The sequence below is a fragment of the Corynebacterium nasorum genome (assembly GCF_022347325.1).
GTDB classification, from domain to species: Bacteria; Actinomycetota; Actinomycetes; order Mycobacteriales; family Mycobacteriaceae; genus Corynebacterium; species Corynebacterium kefirresidentii.
The window spans coordinates 81,138-105,085 of the sequence record NZ_JAKRDU010000001.1 but is presented as its reverse complement, the minus strand read 5'-3'; the positions used below and the strand labels follow the sequence as shown (position 1 = coordinate 105,085).

Annotated in this window: 22 protein-coding genes; 19 read left to right on the top strand and 3 right to left on the bottom strand. The window is 57.0% G+C overall.

Annotated elements, in window-relative coordinates; all coding sequences use genetic code 11:
- The first annotated feature begins 24 nt into the window (after positions 1-24).
- The 3 genes from MHK05_RS00475 to MHK05_RS00465 are packed head-to-tail and all read left to right on the top strand — an operon-like array spanning position 25 to position 2,533.
- Positions 25-969, top strand: coding sequence for a phosphatidylinositol mannoside acyltransferase (locus tag MHK05_RS00475; RefSeq protein ID WP_239204109.1), 945 nt, complete (start codon positions 25-27; stop codon positions 967-969).
- Entirely contained in the window at positions 969-2,072 is a 1,104-nt protein-coding gene (locus MHK05_RS00470; RefSeq protein WP_200287399.1) for a glycosyltransferase family 4 protein, read from the top strand. The genes MHK05_RS00475 and MHK05_RS00470 overlap by 1 nt, the downstream gene beginning before the upstream one ends.
- Positions 2,072-2,533 carry a hypothetical protein gene (locus MHK05_RS00465; RefSeq protein ID WP_239204107.1) on the top strand — a complete coding sequence of 154 codons (462 nt, stop codon included), beginning with the start codon at positions 2,072-2,074 and terminating at the stop codon, positions 2,531-2,533. The genes MHK05_RS00470 and MHK05_RS00465 overlap by 1 nt, the downstream gene beginning before the upstream one ends.
- Before the next feature lie 14 nt (positions 2,534-2,547).
- On the opposite strand, the gene MHK05_RS00460 is transcribed toward MHK05_RS00465, so the two are convergent.
- Complete coding sequence (locus MHK05_RS00460) at positions 2,548-3,714, bottom strand: glycosyltransferase family protein (RefSeq protein ID WP_239204105.1); 1,167 nt, start codon at positions 3,712-3,714, stop codon at positions 2,548-2,550.
- Positions 3,715-4,043: 329 nt separating this feature from the next.
- Here MHK05_RS00460 and MHK05_RS00455 point away from each other — a divergent pair, with 329 nt between their 5' ends.
- From MHK05_RS00455 to MHK05_RS00395, 13 genes are all read left to right on the top strand, one after another.
- The gene (locus MHK05_RS00455) at positions 4,044-4,916 is read left to right on the top strand and encodes an acyl-CoA thioesterase (RefSeq protein ID WP_239204103.1); all 873 of its coding nucleotides are present in this window, start codon (positions 4,044-4,046) and stop codon (positions 4,914-4,916) included.
- Between the two features lie 93 nt (positions 4,917-5,009).
- Positions 5,010-5,765, top strand: coding sequence for a YebC/PmpR family DNA-binding transcriptional regulator (locus MHK05_RS00450; RefSeq protein ID WP_023021430.1), 756 nt, complete (start codon positions 5,010-5,012; stop codon positions 5,763-5,765).
- 188 nt (positions 5,766-5,953) lie between these two features.
- Positions 5,954-6,520 carry a crossover junction endodeoxyribonuclease RuvC gene (gene ruvC / locus MHK05_RS00445; RefSeq protein WP_086587570.1) on the top strand — a complete coding sequence of 189 codons (567 nt, stop codon included), beginning with the start codon at positions 5,954-5,956 and terminating at the stop codon, positions 6,518-6,520.
- A gap of 33 nt (positions 6,521-6,553) precedes the next feature.
- Positions 6,554-7,171: a Holliday junction branch migration protein RuvA gene (gene ruvA, locus MHK05_RS00440; RefSeq protein ID WP_239204101.1), complete on the top strand. Its 618-nt coding sequence runs from the start codon at positions 6,554-6,556 to the stop codon at positions 7,169-7,171.
- A 25-nt stretch (positions 7,172-7,196) separates the two neighbouring features.
- Positions 7,197-8,276 (top strand): Holliday junction branch migration DNA helicase RuvB, encoded by a 1,080-nt coding sequence (gene ruvB, locus MHK05_RS00435; protein ID WP_239204099.1) that lies wholly within the window; start codon positions 7,197-7,199, stop codon positions 8,274-8,276.
- Positions 8,277-8,348: 72 nt separating this feature from the next.
- Positions 8,349-8,711 carry a preprotein translocase subunit YajC gene (yajC, locus tag MHK05_RS00430; protein WP_239204097.1) on the top strand — a complete coding sequence of 121 codons (363 nt, stop codon included), beginning with the start codon at positions 8,349-8,351 and terminating at the stop codon, positions 8,709-8,711.
- Positions 8,712-8,950: 239 nt separating this feature from the next.
- Entirely contained in the window at positions 8,951-10,843 is a 1,893-nt protein-coding gene (gene secD, locus MHK05_RS00425; RefSeq protein ID WP_239204095.1) for a protein translocase subunit SecD, read from the top strand.
- A 2-nt stretch (positions 10,844-10,845) separates the two neighbouring features.
- A complete protein-coding gene (gene secF / locus MHK05_RS00420) occupies positions 10,846-12,006 on the top strand; it encodes a protein translocase subunit SecF (protein WP_239204093.1) in 1,161 nt (386 codons plus the stop codon).
- Between the two features lie 53 nt (positions 12,007-12,059).
- On the top strand, positions 12,060-13,727 hold the full coding sequence (locus MHK05_RS00415) for an ABC transporter substrate-binding protein (protein ID WP_239204091.1): 1,668 nt from the start codon (positions 12,060-12,062) through the stop codon (positions 13,725-13,727).
- Positions 13,728-13,781: 54 nt separating this feature from the next.
- Entirely contained in the window at positions 13,782-14,327 is a 546-nt protein-coding gene (locus MHK05_RS00410) for an adenine phosphoribosyltransferase (protein ID WP_023021438.1), read from the top strand.
- 87 nt (positions 14,328-14,414) lie between these two features.
- On the top strand, positions 14,415-16,703 hold the full coding sequence (locus MHK05_RS00405) for a RelA/SpoT family protein (RefSeq protein WP_156900699.1): 2,289 nt from the start codon (positions 14,415-14,417) through the stop codon (positions 16,701-16,703).
- Positions 16,704-16,891: 188 nt separating this feature from the next.
- Positions 16,892-18,964, top strand: a complete 2,073-nt coding sequence (locus MHK05_RS00400) for a bifunctional metallophosphatase/5'-nucleotidase (protein WP_239204089.1) — start codon at positions 16,892-16,894, stop codon at positions 18,962-18,964.
- A 97-nt stretch (positions 18,965-19,061) separates the two neighbouring features.
- Entirely contained in the window at positions 19,062-19,634 is a 573-nt protein-coding gene (locus tag MHK05_RS00395; protein WP_239204087.1) for a DUF421 domain-containing protein, read from the top strand.
- Positions 19,635-19,760: 126 nt separating this feature from the next.
- Here MHK05_RS00395 and MHK05_RS00390 read toward each other — a convergent pair whose 3' ends face one another.
- Positions 19,761-20,063, bottom strand: a complete 303-nt coding sequence (locus tag MHK05_RS00390; protein WP_200287419.1) for a hypothetical protein — start codon at positions 20,061-20,063, stop codon at positions 19,761-19,763.
- Between the two features lie 351 nt (positions 20,064-20,414).
- A complete protein-coding gene (locus MHK05_RS00385) occupies positions 20,415-21,275 on the bottom strand; it encodes a peptidylprolyl isomerase (protein ID WP_239204085.1) in 861 nt (286 codons plus the stop codon).
- A gap of 142 nt (positions 21,276-21,417) precedes the next feature.
- Between MHK05_RS00385 and tpx the strand changes: the two genes are divergently transcribed.
- The 3 genes from tpx (at position 21,418) to hisS (ending at position 23,930) form a co-directional block, all read left to right on the top strand.
- Positions 21,418-21,915, top strand: a complete 498-nt coding sequence (gene tpx / locus MHK05_RS00380; protein WP_239204083.1) for a thiol peroxidase — start codon at positions 21,418-21,420, stop codon at positions 21,913-21,915.
- Positions 21,916-21,999: 84 nt separating this feature from the next.
- Positions 22,000-22,635, top strand: coding sequence for an MBL fold metallo-hydrolase (locus tag MHK05_RS00375; RefSeq protein ID WP_239204081.1), 636 nt, complete (start codon positions 22,000-22,002; stop codon positions 22,633-22,635).
- 5 nt (positions 22,636-22,640) lie between these two features.
- Complete coding sequence (gene hisS / locus MHK05_RS00370; protein ID WP_239204079.1) at positions 22,641-23,930, top strand: histidine--tRNA ligase; 1,290 nt, start codon at positions 22,641-22,643, stop codon at positions 23,928-23,930.
- Positions 23,931-23,948 lie beyond the last annotated feature (18 nt).

Here is a 23,948-nt window from a genome sequence, read left to right as displayed (position 1 = left end):
GAAAAACCAGGAGGTTTTAACACCATGTGGGATAAAGAAGACCTCTCCGCGGCGGGCTACCTCGCGGGGTGGAAGGTGGTGCGCCGGTTACCCGAGCCCATCGCGCGCACGCTGTTTCGGTGGGGCGCCGACTTTGCCAGCAGGAACGGCCGCGGAATGGATGGCTTGCGCCGCAACCTTGCCCGCGTGGTGGGGCCAGAAAACGTTACCCGCGCGCTGGTACGCGATTCCGTTCGCTCCTATATGCGCTATTGGATGGAGGCCTTCCGCCTGCCGGCTATCCACGGCGATGCCAGCCTGCACGAGCGCTTGCTCAGCGGCTTGGAAGGTCTCGAGCATTTTGATGCTTCCGCTCAATCCGGACGCGGCACTATTTTGGCCCTCCCACATTCGGGTAATTGGGACATGGCGGGTGTCTTCCTCGTGAGCCACTATGGCCAGTTCACCACTGTCGCAGAGCGCTTGAAGCCCGCAGTGCTTTTCGACGCCTTCGTGGACTACCGCGAAACCCTCGGTTTTGAGGTCCTTCCCCTCACCGGGGGCGAAGCCTCGCCTTTTGCTCGCCTCAAAGAAGTATTAGAAGCTGGCGGCGTGGTGTGCCTGCTGGCCGAGCGTGACCTGACTCGAAGTGGTGTGAGCGTAGATTTCATGGGGGAGGAGGCCAATATGGCCGCCGGACCCGCCCGGCTTGCGCTGGAGACTGGCGCCGCCCTCCATGTGGTGCACTCATGGTTTAAGGGAGAGGGCTGGGGCCTATCGGTGTCTCCGGAACTTGAGGTAACAAACGTACAAGAGACTACGCAACGCATGGCCGATGGCTTCGCTGCCAATATTCGCCGGCATCCGGAGGATTGGCATATGCTGCAGCCGCAGTGGAATGTCGATATTGAGAGGCGTCGGCAAGCGCGCGCCGCGCACAAGGCCCGTGATAGCCGCCACGCTGGTGCACGGCAGGAAGGCGAGAAATAATGCGGATCGGCATCGTGTGCCCCTACTCCTTTGATGAACCGGGCGGAGTTCAAGCCCATATCCTTGATCTAGCCACCGTATATATAGAGCAAGGGCACTATGTTCAGGTCATCGGCCCCGCTTCTGACTCCACGCCGCTGCCTGATTTTGTGGTCAAGGGAGGCCCGGCTTTTCCCATTGCTTATAACGGTTCGGTGGCCCGCCTGTCCGTCGGACCTCAGGTAACGCGCAAGGTCAAACGCTTTATCAAAGATGGCGACTTTGATGTTTTGCACATCCATGAGCCCAATTCCCCGAGCTTTTCCATGACCGCGCTGGCCGTAGCGCAGGGACCGTTGGTGGCCACGTATCACGCCTCCGCGTCGAGCTCGCTGGTCTTGACCCTTGCCAAGCCTTTCCTCGCGCCTTTTTTGGAAAAGATCCGCGGCGGTATCGCGGTTTCAGATATGGCGCGGCGCTGGCAGGTGGAGCAATTGGGCGGAGACCCAGTCCTCATTCCCAACGGCGTGGATACATCGGTATACGCGCAGGCACGGCGCCGCAGCCCAGCCAAGGCCCCCGGAGATCCTTTAGAAGTAGTCTTCTTAGGCCGGCTCGACGAGCCGCGCAAGGGGCTGGATATCCTGCTTCGTGCGCTCCGCCAGATAGACCACCCCCTCCGCGTTACCATCATGGGTGGCGGCCGTGCTCGCGAGGTAGAAGGCGTAGATTTTGTCGGCCGAGTCAGCGATGCCGAAAAGGCCGAGATCCTCGGCCGCGCCGATGTATACGTGGCCCCAAATACCGGGGGCGAAAGTTTCGGCATTGTGTTAGTAGAGGCCATGGCGGCCGGCGCGGCAGTAGTTGCTTCTGACCTTGAAGCCTTCCGCGCGGTGTGCAACGCCGATTCTGATGAGCCTGCCGGCGCACTCTTCCGCAATGAGGATAGTGAAGATCTGGCGCGCGTCTTAAGTGAGGTGCTTGATGATGCCGAGTACCGGGTTCGGCTGACACGTAATGGCGTCGAGCGTGCCAGCACGTATGACTGGGACCATGTGGCAGCAGCTGTTATGCAGGTCTATGAAACCGTCCAGGACGGAACCAAGGTGAGGGTGAAGCGCTAATGGCCATTGAAATTGCGCTAGTCCTCTTTCTGCTCATCATCGTGGGCTCCTGGGCGCTTTTTACCGCTCAGCGGCTCAACTCACTGCACATTCGCACCGATGCCTCGCTGGCACAGCTACAGGCGGCCCTAGACCGCAGGGCAGCGGTCACAGCGGCAGTGGCACCGGGCCTGGCGGCCCTGGCCCAAAGAGCCGAATCCACCGAGCTCTACCAAGGCCACTTCGAACCGCGCACGCTGGCCGAGCGGGAGCTTTCTGCCGCCATTGTGCGGAAGTTTCCCGCAGAGCGCCGCCCCGCTGCGCTTGCCGACGCCGAAGGGCGTATCCAGCTCGCCCACCGCTTTTATAACGAAGCGGTCAGCGATACTCGCGCTTTGCGTCTGCGCCCTGCGGTGCGGCTTTTCCATCTGGGCGGCACCGCAAAGCTGCCGGAATACTTTGACTACATGCTGGCTGAGTAGCCTGCTGAGCGGTTTTATGACCGAAGCGAGTGCCGGCCGCCTCGGCGGCGTAAAACCGGCTGTGCCAGGGCGCTTGGCGCGTGTGGCTGGTGAATTCCTGCGCGTTCCAGTTTTCCAGCCAGCGCCACCTCGAGCGCAAACCATATAAGCCCAATGATGGCCATAACCACGATGAGAAAATTGCGGGCCACCAAGAGATACACGGGGAGCATATTCTCGCCCACGTAATGCCAGATGTAGTCGTAGTTAAACGGATAGACCAAAGTACCCAGCGCAGCGGCGATAATGGCGCAGACCGCTAGCAGGCGCTGGACTACCCGCAAGGCAGTAAACCCTTGTGGAAGTCGCTGGCGGATCACCACTGCAAGCAGCGGGCCGAGCCAGACGATGTATTGCGGGGAGAAAACCTTATTGGTCGCGATAAGGAGCAAGACCATAACGCTAAAGAACGCCATGGTGGTGCGCGTGGTCCATCCGCCGGCACACAGCCGGTAGAGCGCCCATCCCACCGCAAACACCAGCATGATAATGATGGCTATGGTGCTCCACCTGATGGCGGTATCCACGCCGGGCCCGGAGATCTCAAAGCTCTTGGAAGCGGCGTAGCCCAAATCCCAGCGGCCGGGGTGGCGATGCGCTTGCAGCAACAGGAAGGTCGCCGGGATGGACTCCAACTGGAGTCCGCGCACGCCCTGGTAGTTTAAAGGTGAAAGTAAGCGTTCGGTGCCACAGGTGGCAACCGATATGGCGCAGACTGCAATGATGGTGCAGAAGAAGACGAGCAGGCGTTGCCAGGTCGCAGGCCTATTGAAGCGGCCCACTAAGCCTGCGGCGAGCACTCCGGGCCAAAGCTTCATGGTGGTGGCAAAGCCCAGTAACGCCGAGGCAATAAGGGGATGGGTAGCCAGAAGGGCGGCTGCTCCGGCGACGGCTAGGGCGGGGAAAATATCGAGGCGCCACACAAAGGCATGGCCGGCCGCGGTGCCGAAGAAAACCCAGAACCAAGCGGCCCAAAAAGCGCGCGGTTGGGTGGGATGGTGGCGCAGCAGCAGGGCTAAAAACGCGGCGTCGACAAGCAGCGTCATGATGGTAAAGCCGATATAGAAAGCGGTGATATTTTCACCGGTGAGCCACCCCAAAAGCACCGTAGGCCACGTGCCTGCATGAGGGTACTCGGTCATTTGAGTTGGGTCGTCGCCGTAGATACCCGCAAAATAATATGCGACATCGCCCCTGGGACTGTGGTCAATCTTGAGTAGATATACAAGGCACAGGCGGGCGATAACCCACCCAATCCAAACTGCAGGAACAGAAGCGAGGCGTTTCACCCAAAAGACTTTATTCAAAGAGCGCTCACTTCGGTGGCGGACATAGTTTCTTCTAGAAAATTCTTCCACTTATGCCAAAAAATGGGGGAGAGATAATGAGAAAAGGAATCGGCGGCTCGGCCTTTTAGTAGTGTGGACGACAATTGCTAGCGGTAGTGATTTAGGACATTGGGAGTGTGGAGATGGCAGCCATCCGCGAGATTTTGGACATAGAGAAAACGGGAGCGGACGATGTCTTTAGTGGCCCGGCGGTGGAGTCGCGGATTGAGCGTACCTTCGGCGGACATATTGCTGGCCAAGCAGTGGCCGCGGCCCAACGCACCGTTTCCGGGAAAGAGGTTCACTCCCTGCACGGCTATTTTGTGGGGCCTGGTGACGCGAGCCGGCCGATTGAGTTGCGGGTCGAGCGCATTCGGGACGGCAGATCCTTTGCCAACCGGCAGGTACGCGCCTACCAAGGGGGCACGCTACTTTTCTCTGCCATGGCGAGCTTCCACCGCAATGGGGACTGCGGCCCGCAGCACCAAGATCCCATGCCGGAGGTACCTGGGCCCGAAGAAACAGCTCGTTCCGGTGGCGGTGCGCCTTACTCCACCCGCATCATCCTCAAAGAATGGGAGGAATGGGATATCCGCTTGGTGCCAGAGGAAGGCCGAGTCCCTGTGGCAGCGGAACGCACCGGTGCAGGATTTCGTCATATCTGGTTCCGCAATACCGGTGAGCTTCCGCAGGATCCGGCTTTCCACCGCGCCGCGCTGACCTACATGTCGGATATGACTCTCATCCGCTCCGCGCTCCTTCCGCATCAAGGAGAGAAAGTGCAGTTGGCCAGCCTCGACCATGCCATTTGGTTCCTGCGTCCTATTCGCGTGGATGAATGGCTCTTATATGAGCAAGTATCACCCTCAGCATTTCAAGGAACGGCAATTGCGCGCGGCAAGCTCTTTACGGAGGAGGGCGAATTGGTGGCGTTGGTCAATCAAGAGGGCCTTACACGCTTCTTGGATGAAAAGCTGGGCAGCGGTTCCGCCCATGGCAATTGGCACAACGTGTAAATATGCCCCGCTTATAAGGGGGTCGCTTTCACGCATTCATGCAGCACACGTATAATTGCCACCAGTTTCAGCACCCGATTAGAAAGGGACTACATGTCAGGCCACTCGAAATGGGCAACTACCAAGCATAAAAAGGCTGCCAACGATGCAAAGCGTGGCAAGGAATTTGCCAAGCTGATCAAGAATATCGAAGTGGCGGCCCGCACCGGCGGTGGTGACCCAGCGGCTAACCCAACCCTTGATGACATGATCAAGAAGGCCAAGAAGGCCTCCGTCCCCAATGACAATATTGAGCGTGCTCGCAAGCGTGGATCCGGTGAGGAAGCCGGCGGCGCCGACTGGGAAACCATCATGTACGAAGGCTATGGCCCCAACGGCGTGGCCATGCTCATTGAGTGCCTTACGGATAACCGCAACCGTGCGGCGACCGACGTGCGTACCGCTATGTCTAAAAACGGCGGCAACTTGGGCGAATCCGGCTCTGTGGCCTATATGTTCACCCGTACCGGCTACGTCCTAATAGAAAAGGGTGAGCTGACGGAAGACGATGTTTTGATGGCCGTGCTAGAAGCTGGCGCGGAAGAGGTAAAGGACCAGGGCGAGAAGTTTGAGATCGTCTGCGCCCCGACGGATGTGCAGGCCGTTAAGGACGCGCTCAAGGAAGCCGATATTGAGGTCGATGACTCTGATAATGACTTCCGCGCTTCTGTTGAGGTGCCGCTTGATGCCAATGATGCCAAGAAGATTTTCCGCCTCATTGATGCTTTGGAAGACTCCGATGACGTGCAAAACGTCTACACCAACATGGACCTGTCCGATGAGGTACTAGCCGAGTTGAACGAGGGTTAATCACCTCTTCGCCGCAATAGCGGCGGCTATGTAGCGCCGGGAGCGCTCCGCGAGAATTGCTCGCCGGAGGCGCTGCCGGCGCTTCGCTATGGTGGGGTGGACTGCTACGTTTGTAGAACACCTGTGTGTAGTCCATAATGGGGGCAGTAGGCGGTGCGATAAGGCGCTGACATGACAATGGGGGAGAGATGAACCTAGAAGGAATGCGCGTGATGGGGATTGACCCGGGCTTGACGCGCTGTGGACTTTCCGTGGTTCAAGCTGGTCGCGGCCGAGCAATCCTCCCGGTTTCTGTAGGTGTGGTTCGTACCCCTAGCGATAAAGACTTAACGGAGCGCCTCCTGCGTCTTTCAGTGGCAGCGAAAGAATGGATGGATGACTATACGCCGGATGTAGTAGCGATCGAGCGCGTCTTCGAACGTGGCCAGGTCTCCACGGTCATGCAAACTGCCCACGTGGTAGGGGTGTTGGTGCTGGCTGCAGCTGAGCGCGACATTCCGGTGTATATGTACACCCCATCCGAGGTGAAAAAGGCAATCTCTGGAAATGGGCGCGCCGATAAAAAGCAGATGACCACTATGATCACCCGTATTCTGGGGTTGACGGAGCCGCCCAAGCCTGCCGACGCCGCCGATGCACTTGCCCTGGCCGTATGTCATTGCTGGCGTGCCCCTGCCATTGCGCGGATGGACCGGAATGGTCTTGGGCTTGGGGCCAAGACAAGTGGCGTGCGCGGACAAGCTAAGAAGCGGTAGAGAAATTTACTGAGAGAAAAGGATAGGAAGCCAATGATTGCTGCACTGCGTGGAGAGGTAATCCATATTGGACTCGACCATGGGGTCATCGATTGTGCAGGCGTGGGATACAAGTTCTTGGCCACCCCAAAAACGCTGGGCACTTTGCGCCGCGGGGAACCAGCTACGGTTCTCACCAACTTGGTGGTCAAGGAAGACTCCCTGACTCTTTATGGCTTTAGCGCTGATGAGGACCGCGAGATGTTCCAAGTTCTGCAATCCGTGTCGGGGCTCGGACCAAAGCTTGCCTTGGCGGCGCTTTCGGTCATGGGCGCTGGGGAGCTCGCTGCAGCGATTGGTGCGGAAGACGTGAAGGCGCTGCAATCTATCCCGGGCGTCGGTAAGCGTATGGCTCAGCGCTTGGCATTGGAGCTGAAAGATAAGGTGGCGGCCTTTGCGCCAAGCGAGCCCTCTACTGCAGGTGCCAGCGACACCGCCGTCGCGCCAGCCGGCGGGGCCGTGGTAGAAAGCGTGACGGAAGCGCTCATTGGTCTTGGGTTTACTGATAAGGGAGCGCGGCCTGTGGTGGAAGCGGCATACGCGGAGAACCCTGATGCCGATACGTCTTCCCTCTTGCGTGCGGCTCTAGCGCAGCTGGGCAAGAAAAAGTAACGGCAGGTAGGAAGGCTGAACAATCATGTCCGATATTGAGCGCACCGAATTTAACCTCCCCGACGGCGTCGACGCGGCGCATTCCTCGCAGCGCAATAGCGACGTCGAAGCGACCGCACACTCCGAGGAACATGATATTGAGCGGTCATTGCGCCCGAAGTCGCTAGATGAGTTTATAGGCCAGCCCAAGGTGCGCGAGCAGCTTTCCTTGGTGCTCAAAGGCGCTAAGAATCGTGGAGTTACGCCGGACCACGTTCTGCTCTCTGGCCCGCCTGGCCTGGGTAAGACCACCATGGCGATGATTATTTCCCAGGAGTTGGGGACCTCGCTGCGTATGACTTCGGGGCCTGCCTTAGAGCGCGCCGGCGATTTGGCCGCCATGCTTTCAAATCTGATGGAAGGCGACGTGCTTTTCATCGATGAGATCCACCGCATTGCCCGGCCAGCAGAAGAAATGCTGTATATGGCGATGGAAGATTTCCGTATTGACGTCATCGTAGGCAAGGGGCCTGGTGCTACCTCCATTCCGCTGGAAATCCCGCCTTTTACCCTGGTAGGGGCTACAACCCGCGCCGGCATGCTTACTGGCCCCCTGCGTGATCGATTCGGCTTTACTGCGCAAATGGAGTACTACGACACGGCTGACTTAACTCAGGTGATTAAGCGTGCGGCGCACATCTTAGACGTAGATATTGACCATGATGCAGCGGTAGAAATTGGTTCTCGTTCGCGTGGCACCCCGCGTATTGCTAACCGTCTGTTGCGCCGCGTTCGCGACTATGCCGAGGTCAACGGCTCGGGTCTGATTGATCTTAGTGCGGCCCAGGGGGCGCTCGAGGTCTTCGACGTGGATGAAATGGGCCTCGATCGCTTGGACCGGGCGGTACTCGATGCCTTAATTAAGGGGCACGGCGGCGGACCAGTCGGCGTGAGCACCCTTGCCATTGCGGTGGGCGAGGAACCCTCGACGGTGGAGGAGGTGTGTGAGCCCTACCTGGTGCGTGCCGGGATGATTGCGCGAACAGGACGCGGCCGCGTAGCTACCGCCGCCGCGTGGCGTCACTTGGGGCTTACTCCTCCTGAGGGGGCAGCCGGCGTGTTTTAATTCCAGGCGCCAGCCTACTTGGTTAAGCATTCTGGTTTTTGTGTCCACTTCCGTCTGGCACACTAGGAAGCTATGGAAATCATCATTCTCATCATTATTGGCATCCTGTTCGTCATTCCCTCTTTCATGGCTATGCGAAAGCAGCGCCAGCGCCAAAATGATATGCAGACCCTACAAAATTCCCTCAAGCCGGGCGATTCCATCGTCACCGCGGGTGGTGTGCACGGCGTGGTGCGTAGCACCAGTGACAAGGATGTGGATCTAGAAATCGCCCCAGGAGTGGTGGTTACTTTTGACAAGATGGCCGTGATCCGCACCGAGCAGGAAGCCAATGAGCTCGAGCGCCCAGCAGCTGCTGAGGAAGCAAACGGCGATGCGGAAGATAACCTGCCTGATGGCAATACCCCTCCGTTCGACGGCGAGAGGAAGAACTAACCCCCGCCTTTCCTGAGAACTATCTTAACGTTTGCTAGGTGGGTGGGAACTTTATGGAGCGTAGAACCCATCACACTTTGGGCCTTATCTGGCCCTCGTTAAGGAAAAATCCGTCTCATGACGTACGATTGTGCGTTGTTGACGTGCCTGCGCCATTCGGTCGGGCCGTATTTATTGTCTAAGCACCCTGTTATAAGCAGCACAGGAGATTATCGTTGTCCGCATCACCCCGTCGCGCTATGAAAAATAGCCAACGCCAATGGCCGAAGCGCGCTATCGCGTTATTCGTCCTCATTGTGGTTGTTATCTATGCGCTTATCTTTCTTACTGGTAGCCGTCAAAGCACGCCGAAGCTCGGCATTGACCTGCAGGGCGGTACTCGCGTAACGCTTGCTCCGCAAGGCGAGGAACCCACTCAGGACCAGCTCAAACAAGCACGCACCATCTTGGAACAGCGTGTCAATGGTATGGGCGTTTCTGGCTCTGAGGTTGTCATTAACGGCAATACCCTGGTTATTACCGTGCCAGGAGAGGACGCTTCCCAAGCACAGGCCGTAGGTAAGACCTCGCAGCTCTTCTTCCGCCCAGTGGCTAAGCCATCCATGCCGGATATGGGCAAGCTCAATAAGGAGCTAGAAGACATGGCCAACCGCTGGGTAAAGTATGGCGTGCTAAGCGCAGACGAAGCGAACAAGCAGATGGATCAAGGCGTCAAGGCCATCTCTGCGCAGGAAGCGCAGATGACCGGACAGAAGCCAAAGGAGAAGAAGGCTCCAAAGGTCAGCGCTAAGCCCCTGGATGAGCCAAGCAACTCCATTGAGCAGTCGAAGCGCCGTGATGAAATCACGGAGATGTTGCTCAAGGACCGCCAGTCCGAGGATCCGACGACCCAAGCCGCAGCTTCGATGCTGATGACCTGTCAGGGCGATACCGATCCGCTGGCTGGCGCGGACGATCCGGCTAAGCTATTTGTTACCTGTGATTATTCCAAGGGCAACCCGTACGTTCTCGAGCCCGCGCCACTTCTTAACGGCATCAAGGATGAAAATGGCACCCGCCTAACCGGCAATGAGATCAATACCAATGGTCCTATCGAAGGCGGTATGAACAACAAAACCGGCCAAATGGAGATCAACTTCTCTTTCAAGACCGGAGATGGACCAAACGGTTCCCAGACGTGGGCGGACCTCACCAAGGAACACCTCAACGACCAAGTCGCCATTACCCTTGACTCCGCAGTTATCTCTGCACCGGTGATCCAGGGCGCAACTCCAGTTGGGTCCGCAACCTCTATTACTGGTGATTTCAGCCAGGAGGAAGCACAGAACCTGGCCAATAACTTGAAGTATGGCGCACTGCCGCTGTCCTTCGCCGGTGAAAATGGCGAGCCGGGCGGTACCATTGAGTCCATTCCGCCGACACTGGGTAAGGCCGCCCTGCAGGCCGGCCTTATCGCGGGCCTAGTCGGCTTGGTACTCGTGATGGCTTATTCGCTGTATTACTTCCGCGCACTGGCCGGCGTCTCCCTCGTCTTCCTCATTTCTTCTGGCCTGTTGACCTATGGTGCCTTGGTGCTGCTGGGTCGTTGGATCGGCTACTCACTGGATCTCTCCGGTATTGCTGGTCTGGTCATCGGTGTGGGTGCAACGGCTGACTCCTTCGTGGTCTACTACGAGCGCATCAAGGATGAGCTGCTAGAGGGACGCACTTTCCGCTCCGCTACGCAAAAGGCGTGGGAGCGTGCTCGTGCGACCATCGTGACCGGTAACGCGGTGACCCTCATCGGCTCCGTAGTGGTCTACTTCCTCGCCATCGGTGAGGTTAAGGGCTTCGCCTTTACCATGGGCCTGACCACGGTCTTCGACCTTGTCGTATCCTTCTTGGTTATGGCACCACTGATGCAGTTGGTGGGCCGCCGTCCAGCTGCAGCCAAGCCTTCGATGAACGGCCTTGGCGGTATCTACGCCTTGGTGGAAGAGCGCCGTGAACGCGGCTATTTCGGCTCGGGGCATCGCAAAGCAGGCTCCACTAAAACCTCCGCAACCAAGGAGGCAGCCACCACAGAAACGGCAGCACATACTGCCGCAGGAACCGCACGTCCCGTTGATGCTGCGGAAGATGAGGAGAAATAAGCATGGCTGTTTCGACTAAGCACAAGATTTCCCGAATGGACCGCCTCTACGAGGATGAGCGCGGTTATGACTTCATTGGCCGCACCAAGCTGTGGTACGGCATCACCGCCGCGCTGATCGTGGCGGCCGTGGCCGCAATCCTAATTCGCGGCTTCAGCCTCTCGATTGACTTCGAAGGCGGCACTACGCTGTCCATGCCGGCAGGGGACCTTAAGGAAGAAGAAGTAGGACGCGTCTTTGAAGATTCCACCGGCGTAGAACCCGAGCAGGTACATATCGTAGGCTCCGGCAACTCCGAGACCTTGGAGATTGTCTCCGAACGCCTCAGCCAAGAAGAGGTGAATGCGGTTCGTACCGCTATCTACGAGGACTTTAAGCCGAAGGATGAAGAAGGTAAGGCCACCCCGGATGCCATCGGTTCGTCCACGGTATCTGAGTCTTGGGGTTCTGCCATTACCCAGCGCATGCTTATCGCCATGCTGGTCTTCTTGGTAGCTGCCACCGTTTATGTGGCCATTCGCTTGCAGAAGAACATGGCTTTTGCCGCTATCATCGCCCTGATTGCAGACGGCCTGATTATTGCCGGCATTTATGCGCTCTTCGGATTCCAGGTTTCCCCTGCTGTCATTATCGGTCTGCTTACCGTCCTGACCTTCTCCATGTATGACTCGGTCATCGTCTTTGACAAGATCAACGAGAACACGGAAGGCCTGGAGGGACAGCGCAAGAAGACCTTTGCTGAGCTGACGAACCTGGCGATTAACCAGACGGTCATGCGCTCGATTTCTACCTCGGTGATTTCTGCGCTGCCGATTATCGCGCTCTTCGTGGTGGCCGTGTGGCTCATGGGCATTGGTACCCTGCGCGATTTGGCACTCATCCAGCTCATCGGTGTGGTTGAGGGTATTTTCTCCTCCATCTTCTTCGCTACGCCATTGGTTGTCACCTTCGCCAATATGTCCAAGAAGACTAAGCGCCACAATAAGCGAGTAGCGGACTACCGTGCTGGTAAGGATGAGAAGGGTGCTGCAGAAGATGACGCACCCGCAGCGGGGCGCACCGTGGTTTCGCCAGTAAGTGCTCAGTCCACCCCGGCTGGCAATGAGGCCGAATCGGCGGAGTCCACCGGACACCCTGGCGCAACGTGGCGGCCAGGCAGGTAACTTCCGGTAGTAAAATTCAGGCGGATCGCTAGCTGAAGTGAGGGCACATAACCATGCTTAAGGAAAAGAGCAGTTCTGGAGGACGTCATAGGGGGAGGCGGGCCCTTGCTTCATGCGTATCCGCACTCGCCCTGGCTGCATCTGCCTGCAGCGGGCAGGGTGGCGAGGATGAGTCTTCGGCTGCGCCCCAGGAACCAGAATCCTATGGATACTTTGGGTACCAGGTAAATTCCCGTCTGGCCACTACCAACGCAGGCACCTCCTTTGGTTCTGCCAGCTCCGCCGGACTGTTGTCCACGCGCCTATATCCTGGCCTTTTCGTACCTGGTCCCGCGGGCGAATTGATCCCCAATGCAGACCTAGTAGAAACGGAAGAGCTCCCGCCCGCTGAGGGCAGCGACCAGCGCAGCGTCCAGCTGACCTTGGCCGAGGATGCCGTCTTTTCCGATGGCACTCCCGTGACCTGTGATGATTACTATTTGACTTACGTTGCCGGCACCCATCCGGCTGAATTCGCCTCCCATATGCCGCTGATGAATGACATTGCGAATTTCAGCTGCGAACCCCACAGCAAATCGTTTACGTTGACCTTTAATAAGGATCAGGGGCAGCGCTGGCGCCATATGTTTGGCGCCGGAACGGTCATGCCCGCCCATGCGCTGGCAGAAAAGGCTGGGTTGAGCCTTGAGGAGCTTAATGCGGCGCTGGCAGCCGAAGATATGCAGGCGCTAGATCCAGTTGCTCAGGCATGGCGGTATGGCTTTTCCGTGGCAAAGGATCAACTCGATCCAAAACTGCAGGTGTCTTTTGGCCCCTATGTCATCGACAAGATAGGCGATGAGGGCGAGGTTATCCTCAAAGCGAACGAAAAATACTTTGGGGATGCGCCAACCGAGGACCACGTTGTGGTGTGGCCAGCGGATGCTGATGCGCACAAGCTGGTAGATAAGGGGGCACTGCGCGTGGTCGACGCCGCCAATGCAACCCCTGACTGGCTTGACCGGAATCAAAGTGAGTCAGGGGAGGACTCCTATGAAGCTACCCCAATGGTAGGCGAGCTAACGGATACGCTGACGCTGTCTGAGGCTGGGGTATTCGCCGAGCCGTGGGCGCGCGAGAGCTTCGCTGCGTGCGTCGATCAGCAGGCGGTGGCTCAGGCAAGCTCCGCGGCCTCTGGCGTAGAGGTGCCACCGGCTTATGTGCGCACCGTTTCCGTCACCAACCCGGTTGCCGACGGCCTCGACAAAGTGGGTAAGGAGCACCAGGGTACCGATCTGGCGCAGGCGGGGAATCTGAATGGAACGACCATCAAGGTCGGCTACTTAGGACCGGATAAGCGTTACGCAGCTATGGTGGAACAGCTCCGTGCATCCTGTGAGCCGGCCGGAATCACCATCGAGGATGCGTCTGCGGAGTTTATGTCTCAGCACTACCTGGAAATGGATCCAGAAACCTGGGCACCTACCGTCGACGCTTTCCTTGGACCGGTAGATCCTCAGACGGAGTACTCCGCGGTCGAAGCTAGTATGAAAAACTCTGCGGAGCTTAAGAAGACAGAAGAAGCTTTGTGGAAGGATATTCCGTCCATTCCGCTCTCCGCGCAGCCGCGTGTCTTCCTCGTCCGCCGCGACGTGGAAGGTGTCCTGGCGTACACTGGCGTCTCGGGCATCGGTTGGAATATGGATCGCTGGCGTAGCACCGCTCCAACCGAAAAGAAGTAGGACCCGCAACAGCGGCCGTTAACGACCTCTCGCAATTATTTCTCAAGGAAGATTATGAGTTCGCACTACGAATCAGCAGCACAGGCTCTCAAGGATAAGGTTCGCCTCGTTCAAGACTTCCCAGAGGAGGGTATCCTCTTCGAAGATCTCACCCCAGTTTTGGCAGACCCAGAGGCTTTTCGCACCGTCGTAGACGGCTTAGCGGCCGCCTGCGAGGAACTGGGCGCGGAAATGATCGGTGGCCTAGATGCCCGTGGCTTCCTCCTCGGCTCGGCCGTGGCCTACAAGATGGGCCTGGGTATCCTAGCCATCCGCAAGAAGGGCAAGCTTCCTCCTCCGGTATACACCGAGGAATACGAGCTGGAATACGGCTCGGCGGCGCTGGAGATTCCGGCCAGCGGCGTCGACATCAAGGGCAAGCGCGTAGTGCTTGTCGACGACGTCCTAGCCACCGGTGGCACCCTCCATGGTGCGAAACTTCTGCTCGAGTCCGCGGGTGCCGAGGTTGCCGGCAACGTCGTTGTGCTGGAAGTCAAAGGCCTCAATGGGCGTGAGCGTTTATCCGGCCCGCCGCTCATTGTGCTAAATGCCACAGACTAAGATGAAGTGTCTAAGCTAGATCCCACGATCTAGACGAATATGAGGCCAATATGGCCCGTGGCACTGTGAAGGGCGGTAGAAATGGCCATGGATAAACCCGTAAAGCGCCAGACCGGCGGCGGTATGCGTAGCATGTCGGCTCGCCTTGCCCGTTCGCTCACAGGCGGCCGAGTCAGGGTGAATCCGGTGCTGGACCCGCTGATGTCCATCCACCGCAAGTTTCACCCTAAGGCCGACTCAGACCTGCTCAATCGTGCTTATAACACCGCCGAGCGTCTGCATGAAGGGGTTTTCCGCAAATCTGGAGAACCTTATATCACCCACCCACTTGCCGTTGCTACGATCGCTGCGGAAATTGGTATGGACACCACCACCATCGTGGCAGCGCTCTTGCACGATACGGTGGAGGATACGGACTACTCCTTAGACGACCTCACCAGGGATTTCGGCCCCGAGGTGGCCCGGCTGGTTGACGGTGTGACGAAGTTGGATAAGGTGGCGCTGGGCTCGGCCGCAGAGGCGGAAACCATCCGCAAGATGATCGTAGCCATGGCCACTGACCCGCGCGTCTTGGTCATTAAGGTAAGCGACCGCCTGCACAATATGCGTACGATGCGGTTCCTCCCGCCCGAAAAGCAGGCCAAAAAGGCGCGCCAAACCCTCGAGGTTATCGCTCCATTAGCTCACCGCTTAGGCATGGCCAGTGTGAAGTGGGAGCTGGAGGACCTATCCTTTGCCATCCTGTACCCCAAAAAGTACGACGAGATTGTGCGCATGGTGGCAGACCGCGCCCCCTCGCGTGACCGCGCGCTCAAAGAGATCATTAGCCAAGTTAGTGCGGCATTGAAGGAAAACGGCATTGAAGCTGAGGTTATGGGCCGGCCAAAGCACTACTGGTCCATCTACCAAAAGATGATCGTACGTGGCCGCGACTTTGCAGAGATTTTTGACCTAGTGGGTATCCGCATCCTAGTAGAGGATGTCAATAGCTGTTATGCCGCAATTGGCGTGGTTCACTCGATCTACCAAGCTCTGCCCGGGCGCTTTAAGGACTATATTTCTTCGCCGCGATTTGGTGTCTATCAATCGCTGCACACCACAGTGCTAGGCGATGGTGGTGCCACGCTGGAGGTCCAGGTACGCACCCACGAGATGCACTACAACGCCGAATTTGGCGTGGCCGCTCACTGGCGTTACAAGGAAACCAAGGGCAAGAACTCGGGCCACCAAGAAGAAGTGGACCAGATGGCGTGGATGCGCCAACTTCTGGACTGGCAGAAGGAAGCAGCTGACCCTAATGAGTTCCTAGATTCCCTGCGCTATGACCTTACCGCTAAGCAAATCTTTGCCTTTACCCCTAAGGGTGACGTAGTAAATCTGCCAGCAGGTTCTACTCCGGTGGACTTTGCCTATGCAGTACATACCGAAGTGGGGCATAGGTGTATCGGTGCCAAGGTCAATGGCAAGCTGGTAGCACTGGAATCGAAGCTAAAATCCGGTGACAAGGTTGAGATCTTTACTTCTAAAGACCCTAACGCAGGCCCGTCCCGTGATTGGCAGGACTTTCTGGTATCTGCACGCGCTAAGACTAAGGTACGGCAGTGGTTTGCCAAAGAGCGCCGCGAAGAACATTTGGAGGCTGGGCGAGATGCCCTAGCCACTGAAGTCCAGCGAGGCGGCCTGCCGATGCACCGCCTGTTTACCGCCAGATCCATGAAGCAGGTGGCGGAGCAGCTGCACCACGCTGATGTCGATTCGCTGTATACCGCCATCGGCGCGGGCCAAGTATCTGCGCAACATGTTGCCAATCAATTGGTTGCCATGTTTGGGGACCAGGACGATGCAATTGACACTTTGGCCTCGCGCACGCCGCTGTCTGAGATTGAAAATTCCCGTGCCCAGCACACCGAGGACTCCGCATCGGGCACCGGCATCTTGGTGGAGGGCAGCCCTGATGTAATGGCCAAGCTCGCCAAATGCTGCCAGCCTGTACCAGGCGATACCATCTTTGGTTTCGTAACCCGCGGCGGCGGAGTATCAGTGCACCGAGCCGACTGCACCAACGCGGAAAAGCTCAAAGCAGAACCCGAGCGCATGCTAGAGGTGGCCTGGTCTTCTGGGACCTCCGCTACCGGTGCTTTCTCTGCGACGCTGCAATTGGAAGCCCTAGACAGGCAAGGCCTTCTTTCAGAGCTCACTCGTGTTATGAGTGATGAGAACATCAACGTTTTGACCATGAACTCCAACCGGGGTGATGACCACATTGCGACGGTTAGGTTTACGTTCTCGGTGTCAGACACCAAGCAGCTGGGCACGTTGATGACGACCTTGCGCAATACGGAAGGCGTCTTCGACGTCTACCGAGTAACTGCTTAGCGCGCTTTCTCCTTACCCTCAAGGAGGGGCGGGGCAAGCAACGCGAAGGCTTCGGGCGGGTTACCAGTGTATGAATTTTCGGCTTCTGCCAGGTAAATCCCCAGCAAGCGAGCTTAGTTTCTCCTGCCAAGTTGTTAGTAAAGCGATATAAATTATCCTGTTGCTTTCTACAATCTAGGAGTATTTCCATGCAGTTTCGCCGCATCGGCCAGCTTGTGGCCGCCACTACCGTATCCGCTGTAGCTCTCTCCGGCGCGCAGGCGGTAGCACAAGAAAACAAGACCACCATCTCTGTCACCAATATCACCGATATTCACGGTCACTTGGAGGACAAGATCGGTGACCCAGCAAAGGCCGGCGATGAAATTGGCGTGGCCCGTTTGCAGTCTCTTATCCAGCAGGTGAATGAAGGTCAGGAATTCAACCTGACTTCTTCGGGCGATAACGTAGGCGGCTCTGCCTTTGTATCTGCAATTTCTGATGACAAGTACACCCTTGAGGCCCTCAATCAGATGGGCATGAAGGTATCCGCAGTGGGCAACCACGAGTTTGATAAGGGCACCGAGGATCTAACCGAGCGCATTCAGCCGAACTCCACGTATCCCATCTTGGGTGCCAACGTGCTTAAAGACGGCAAGCCCTTGCTCAAGCCTTCTCACGTTGAAGACGTAGACGGCGTCAAGGTGGGCTATGTCGGAACCGTGACGGAAAATACCAAGTACAAGGTATCTGCGGCCAAGATCCCGGGCGTTACCTTCACGGACCCGGTAAAGGCAACCAATGAAGAGGCCGCCCGGCTAAAGGAGTCCGGCGAAGCGGACGTTGTTGTCGCCCTTTTCCACGAGGATGCCCAAGAATATGCCGAGGGCTTCAGTAAAGACGTAGACGTGCTTTTCGGCGGCGATACTCACCAGCGCACCAAGGGCGAAGTCCCGCGCGATGGTGCACTCCCGTTGCAATGGGCGCAGGGGCATGAGTATGGCAAGTTGCTTAACGACGTCGACATTACCTTTGACAAGTCCGCCAAGAAGGTAACCGACATCAAACTCAGACAGTACGATGCTACCGACGCTGCCGCTGTCGAGCCGGACGCTGGCATTGCAGCTGTGGTGGAAAAGGCACAAAAGGAAGCCGAGGTAGAAGGCTCCAAGACTGCAGGAAACGTCAAGCAGGACCTGTTCCGTGGCTCTGACGAAGGCGCAGAGGCAGGCTCCAACCGTGGCGTAGAATCCACCCTCAATAACTTCATCGCAGATGGCCAACGCTATGCCATGAGCAAGCAGGTAGGTAAGGATATCGAGATCGGTGTCATGAACGCCGGTGGTGTGCGTGCTGACCTGAAGGGTGGTGACGTTACCTACAAGGACATCTTTGAGGTGCAGCCGTTTGGTAACTCCGTGATTACCGCAAAGATTTCCGGCGAGGAGTTCATCAATGCTTTGGAAAACCAGTGGCAGGAAGGCAGCCGTCCGCGCTTGGCCATGGGGCTTTCCAATAATGTGCAGGTGGTCTACGACCAGAAGGCCAATAAGGGTGAGCGGGTAAAGTCCGTGACCATCAACGGCGAACAGATTGACCCGAAGAAGGATTATTCCATCGCGCTGTCGTCCTTCCTTGCTTCTAGTGACGAAGAAGCCGGCGGCGATGGCTATTTCAACGCTGGTTCCATCAAGGACAAAAACGATGTGGGCTACATGGACACTCAGGCCATGATTGACTACATCAAGTCGGGTGAATCTGAGGTCCGCACCGGACAAGGTCAAATCGGTGCCCACGTTGAAGGTGAGGTGAAGCCGGGTAAGGAAATTACCGTCAATCTGTCTAGCCTTAATTACTCCACCGAGGGTGAGCCGATGGCCAAGAAGGCAACCGTGAAGTTGGGTGACGCTGAGCAGACCGTCGACATCGACAACGCTGCCCAGGAAGGCGATGCGCAATTTGGCGAGCGCGGACGTGCAACGGTAAAACTCACCGTTCCAGAAAACCTCAGCGGCAAGCAAAACCTCGAAATCACCACCGATGCCGGCACGAAGGCAACTCTGCCTATCGAGGTAAGCGGCGAGGGCTCCCAGGAGCCGGGTGCTAAGCCCGAGCCGAAGGGTTCCTCCTTGTCCTCTAACGGTTCTTCCATGGGCAGCGCAGTATTTGCCATTGTTGCGGCGCTGGTAGCTGGTGTTGCGGTTGTGGGTATGAACCCGCAGATTCTTCCTGCCCCAGCGCGCAAGATGATTGAGGACCTGCGCAAGCAATTCCACCTCTAAGCCATCACGGCGCTAGGCGGAGCGGTTCTTCCTGAACGGGGGAGTATCGCTCCGCCTTTTCTGTATGCCGTGCAGCAGCCAGGTAACCTAATCAACCGTGGATACTCTAGACCTCTTCCTGCGCGAACTTACCTATCAACTAGGCATTGAATGGCACCGTATCCCCGTTGTCGTATTGGCCACTTTGGGCATTTATCTATCCTTCATGATCCTAGTGAAGATATTTGGCTCCCGGGTCCTTACTTCCATGACGGCCTCAGATGCCATCATCATCATTATGTTCGGCGCGGTTGCAGGCCGTGTCATTGTGGGTAATCCACCGACCCTGGCCGCCGGCGTAATCGGCTTGACTACTCTGATGGCTCTAGAGGCCGCGTTCGGTACTATCCGCAAAGTGGTGAAGTGGACTCGCTTTCTTGACCGGCGCCCAGTTCTCCTAGTATTTCGCGGGAAAATGGTTGAGGATAACTTGACCCTGGCGCATATTACTAAGTCAGATATCTATTCTGCTGCCCGCAAGGCAGGCATTAGCCGCATGCAGGACGTACAGATTATAATCCTGGAGCCCACGGGTCATATCTCTGTCATCAGAGTCGGTCAAACGATCGATCCAGAGCTTTTCAAAGACCTCGTAGGGTCCGAGTACATTGAAGACGCCAAAGAGTCCTAGATGCATCCCTAAGCCTGGAAAGCTCAAGCGTCGGTCAGTTCTTCCGATTGCTCAAAAGCCTATGAAAAAGCCGCTGCATTCCCTTTTGGAATGCAGCGGCTTAAGAATCGCTATGAAGCGGTGACCTTACTTGTTGCCGAAAGGCAGGTCGAGGTACTTGTTTGCGAAGGCGAACAGGGTGCCCAGAGCGCCGATGACGGAGGTAACAACGCCGATCCAAGCCTTGATTTCCTTAGGATCCATATCCTTGATGGAGGAACCCTCCTCGGTCGGCTCAGCGCCATTGGTGGTGGTCGCAGCGGCGGACTCCTTGTTCTCGGTGGAGGACGCTGGAGTGGTCTCGGCAGCGGTAGCAACGGTGGTGCCAGCGAAGGTCATGGACAGAGCGGTTGCGCCGGCAACGAGTGCCTTGCGGGAGAAAAGCTTCATTTTTGATTCCTAACAAGCTTGGTGCGTTCAAAGACGTTTCAAATACTAGACAGGCTGACAGGCTTCCGCAACAGTATTGGCAGGTTTTGTTTACTCGCTGAAATATCTGAAAGTCTGCTGTGTGCTGCAAGTTTACTCTTGTGGCTAGTGTGAACTAGGGGAATTTTAGAAGGTTAGTGTTTCTGCAGCTAAGGGCTCATATTCAGGCTCAGGTCAAATTAAGGAAAGTAAAAGCCCCGGCGCGTCCGTACGTTGTGAAAGTGACGAATGCGCGGGGCTTAACCCTTGCCCCCGTTAGGGGGTGTGCGGTGGTGGCAGGGGAGGCGTCGCCAAGCAGGGCTTTTAAAGCGCCTAGGCCTTGACGGTTGCCTTCTTGATCTTGACTTCCTTTGCTGGCTTGCCGTCTGGCTGGCCGCCTTCGACACCGTTCTTGGCAATCTTGTCCATCGTCTTCATACCTTCATCGGTAATGGTGGCGAAGTAGGTGTAGTTCGGGGCCAACTCGGAATCGTCATAGTTGAGGAAGAACTGAGAACCATTGGTGTCTGGACCGCTATTTGCCATGGCGACGGAGCCGCGCGGGTAGATAACGGGGTTCTGGGCATCCTTCTCATCCACCTCGTCGGTGGGGTACTCATCAGCGAAGCTGAAGCCAGGGCCGCCGGAACCGGAACCGGTCGGATCGCCACACTGCAAGACGTTGAGACCACCCGAGGTCATACGGTGGCAAACGGTGTTGTCGTAGTAGCCAGACTTTGCCAACTCAGAAATTGCGTTGGTGGCACACGGCGCCTTGGCACGATCCATCTCCATCTCAATGGTGCCCTGAGAAGTCTCAAAGGAAACGGTAACGGTGCCCTTGGTGGAAATATCCTTTCCATTCGGCTTAGTCGCACCATTGGAATCTTGACCGGTGTCCTCGTACTTACAGGTCACGGTATCCGGCAGAGCCTTTGCACGCTTATCTGCGATGGGCTGTGCCTGTGGGGTTTGCTGCGAGGTCTCAGCTGCGGAGGACTCCTCAGCCTGTACCTTCTCATCGTCGCCTTCGCGGGTGGACAAGTAGTAAATACCGCCTACCAGGGCGAGGATTACTACGAGGGACGCGAAGACAACGCCCAGCGGGCGTGTCTTTTGCTTGCGTTCGCGGGATTTTAGCTCGCGCTCGAGCTTGCTCAGCGCCTCTTCGCCGCGCTTTTTATTATTTGGCACCGGGAGTCAACCTTTCTAGCGATTTTCGGTGGCATGATTCAACCTGACCGAGTTTAGCGGTTCCATACTTCGAAGAAAGCGTGGGCACGTAAATCGGGCTAGTCAATGGCTATTGAGCCAAGTCATAAGTACTCTGGTTTCTATGGTTGAACCAGATTTTATCGACCCGCCAACACCCACCGTTGGTGAACTTCCCGCAGTGGGAGACCCGCTGCCCGAATTCGAACTCATCGGTACGGACCTGACTCAGATTAACAATGAGACTTTCGCGGGCACGCGCCTTATTATCTCCATCTTTCCCTCTATCGAAACCCCTTCCTGCCAGGAGCAACTGCGCCGTTTCCATGAGCAGGTTGCGCAGCTAGATAACACTAAGCTTCTTTGCGTTTCTCGTGACTTGCCTTTTACCCTCAAGCGTTTTTGCGCTGCGGAAGGCATTGCTGATGTCATCGCCGCCTCCGCATTTCGATCGGATTTTGGAGAGAAGTTCGGCGTGACCGTACGCGATTCCGTATTGGAAGGCCTCCTTGCCCGCTCCGTGGTCGTGGCCAATGAAAATCACCGGGTGATGCACACACAAATGGTTCCAGGTGTTGTCACCCAGCTTGACTACGAGAAGGTGTGGGATGTTTTGAGCTAGGCCGCACGGCGTTGCTGGTCGAGGTTCATCTACGAAGACGGGGCCGGACGGCTCTTTATTATCTGGGCAGCTAGGGTGGTGGGTATGGAAATTTTCGGTTTTACTGCCGGTCCCTTTCAGACCAATACCTATGTGATTGCGGAGGGCCGTCGCGCCTTTATCGTCGATCCCGGCATGGATGCGATGGAAAAAGTCCTAGAGCATGACTTGGACTATGAGGCTATCGTGCTTACCCACGGCCACATTGACCACACCCGCGACGCCGGATCCCTTGCCGAAAAGCTCGATATCCCTGTTTATATCCACCCCGCTGATAAGTTTATGCTCGCCAGCGGCGAAGGTGTTTCGCCCCAGGCGCAGGAGCTTTTCGACGCCGCTCATATGGTCCCCATCAACGATGTGCGCGAGCTACAAGACGGGGAAACCCTAGAACTTCTCGGCCATACCTTCTGCCTGAAGCATGCGCCCGGGCATTCTCCGGGATGCACCATGATCATTGCTGAGGACTTTGCCTTAACTGGTGATGTGCTCTTTGCCGGTGCCATTGGTCGTACCGACCTACCTCACTCGGATCCCAAAGCCATGCAGAAGTCCCTTGCGGGCCCAGTGTGGAGTTTGGCGGATAACCTCGACATTCTGCCCGGCCATGGTCCCACCACAACCATGCGTAAGGAGAGGGCGACCAATCCGTTCTTCGCTACATTGAGGGAGGTACTGTAATACCCGTGAGTAATAAAAAGCAGTTTCAAGCCCTGTCCGCTCCTAAAGGTGTCCCAGACTATTTCCCACCGCAATCGGCCGCATTCTATAAGGTGCGCCAGACCATGGTGGAGCAGGCACATCTCTCCGGCTTCCAGCACATTGAGCTGCCCATTTTTGAAGACACCGCGCTCTTTGCTCGTGGCGTAGGCGAGTCCACCGACGTGGTATCTAAAGAGATGTACACCTTCGCCGATCGCGGTGACCGCTCCGTTACCTTGCGCCCAGAGGGTACTGCCGGCGTGATGCGCTCTGTCATTGAGCACAACTTGGACCGTGGCCAACTGCCCGTGAAGCTTAACTATTTTGGTCCGTTCTTCCGCTACGAACGCCCGCAAGCCGGCCGCTACCGCCAGCTCCAGCAGGTGGGTGTGGAGGCAATTGGTGTCGACGATCCTGCGCTAGACGCCGAGGTCATTGCTTTGGCAGACCGTTCCTTCCGTGCGCTGGGGCTTAGCGGCTTCCGCCTCGAGCTCACCAGTTTAGGCGATCGCAATTGCCGTCCGGCTTACCGGGAGAAGCTGCAGGAGTTCCTCTTTAAGCTTGATTTGGATGAAGAGACCCGCCACCGTGCTGAGATCAATCCTCTGCGTGTGCTGGATGATAAGCGTCCGGAAGTCCAAGAGCAGCTTGTCGATGCCCCCTTGATGCTCGACCACCTTAATGCGGAATGCAGCGAGCATTTCGAGACCGTTACCGGCATGTTGGATGATATGGGCGTAGCTTATGAGATTAATCCGCGCATGGTGCGCGGACTGGATTACTACACTAAGACCTGCTTCGAGTTCGTCCACGACGGCCTTGGTGCGCAGTCCGGTATCGGTGGCGGTGGACGCTACGACGGCCTGATGGCCCAGCTGGGCGGCCAAGACCTATCCGGCATTGGCTATGGCTTGGGCGTCGACCGCGCCCTGCTGGCTCTTGAAGCCGAGGGCATCACCCTAGAAGGCGTAGATTCTCGCGTGGACGTCTTTGGCGTGGCGCTGGGTGCCTCCGCAAAGCGCACCATGACCACTCTTATCAATGATCTCCGCAAGGCCGGCATTTCCGCGGATATGTCTTTTGGAGACCGTGGCCTCAAGGGCGCGATGAAGGGTGCGGACCGCGCAGGTGCGCGCTTCGCTCTGGTACTGGGCGAGCAGGAGCTAGAAAACGGCACCGTTGCGCTCAAGGACCTAGCCGCGCACGAGCAGCACGACGTCAATGTCTCTGACCTAGTTTCCGTCCTTACACGCGAAATGCACGGCGAGGCTTAGGTTTTTGTAGCCGGTGGG

Bases quoted from the DNA above. Each gene is read 5' to 3' on its own strand.
- MHK05_RS00475 (WP_239204109.1), top strand. From the start codon at position 25: ATGTGGGATAAAGAAGACCTCTCCGCGGCGGGCTACCTCGCGGGGTGG.
- MHK05_RS00470 (WP_200287399.1), top strand. From the start codon at position 969: ATGCGGATCGGCATCGTGTGCCCCTACTCCTTTGATGAACCGGGCGGA.
- MHK05_RS00465 (WP_239204107.1), top strand. From the start codon at position 2,072: ATGGCCATTGAAATTGCGCTAGTCCTCTTTCTGCTCATCATCGTGGGC.
- MHK05_RS00460 (WP_239204105.1), bottom strand. From the start codon at position 3,714: ATGACCGAGTACCCTCATGCAGGCACGTGGCCTACGGTGCTTTTGGGG.
- MHK05_RS00455 (WP_239204103.1), top strand. From the start codon at position 4,044: ATGGCAGCCATCCGCGAGATTTTGGACATAGAGAAAACGGGAGCGGAC.
- MHK05_RS00450 (WP_023021430.1), top strand. From the start codon at position 5,010: ATGTCAGGCCACTCGAAATGGGCAACTACCAAGCATAAAAAGGCTGCC.
- ruvC (WP_086587570.1), top strand. From the start codon at position 5,954: ATGAACCTAGAAGGAATGCGCGTGATGGGGATTGACCCGGGCTTGACG.
- ruvA (WP_239204101.1), top strand. From the start codon at position 6,554: ATGATTGCTGCACTGCGTGGAGAGGTAATCCATATTGGACTCGACCAT.
- ruvB (WP_239204099.1), top strand. From the start codon at position 7,197: ATGTCCGATATTGAGCGCACCGAATTTAACCTCCCCGACGGCGTCGAC.
- yajC (WP_239204097.1), top strand. From the start codon at position 8,349: ATGGAAATCATCATTCTCATCATTATTGGCATCCTGTTCGTCATTCCC.
- secD (WP_239204095.1), top strand. From the start codon at position 8,951: ATGAAAAATAGCCAACGCCAATGGCCGAAGCGCGCTATCGCGTTATTC.
- secF (WP_239204093.1), top strand. From the start codon at position 10,846: ATGGCTGTTTCGACTAAGCACAAGATTTCCCGAATGGACCGCCTCTAC.
- MHK05_RS00415 (WP_239204091.1), top strand. From the start codon at position 12,060: ATGCTTAAGGAAAAGAGCAGTTCTGGAGGACGTCATAGGGGGAGGCGG.
- MHK05_RS00410 (WP_023021438.1), top strand. From the start codon at position 13,782: ATGAGTTCGCACTACGAATCAGCAGCACAGGCTCTCAAGGATAAGGTT.
- MHK05_RS00405 (WP_156900699.1), top strand. From the start codon at position 14,415: ATGGATAAACCCGTAAAGCGCCAGACCGGCGGCGGTATGCGTAGCATG.
- MHK05_RS00400 (WP_239204089.1), top strand. From the start codon at position 16,892: ATGCAGTTTCGCCGCATCGGCCAGCTTGTGGCCGCCACTACCGTATCC.
- MHK05_RS00390 (WP_200287419.1), bottom strand. From the start codon at position 20,063: ATGAAGCTTTTCTCCCGCAAGGCACTCGTTGCCGGCGCAACCGCTCTG.
- tpx (WP_239204083.1), top strand. From the start codon at position 21,418: ATGGTTGAACCAGATTTTATCGACCCGCCAACACCCACCGTTGGTGAA.
- MHK05_RS00375 (WP_239204081.1), top strand. From the start codon at position 22,000: ATGGAAATTTTCGGTTTTACTGCCGGTCCCTTTCAGACCAATACCTAT.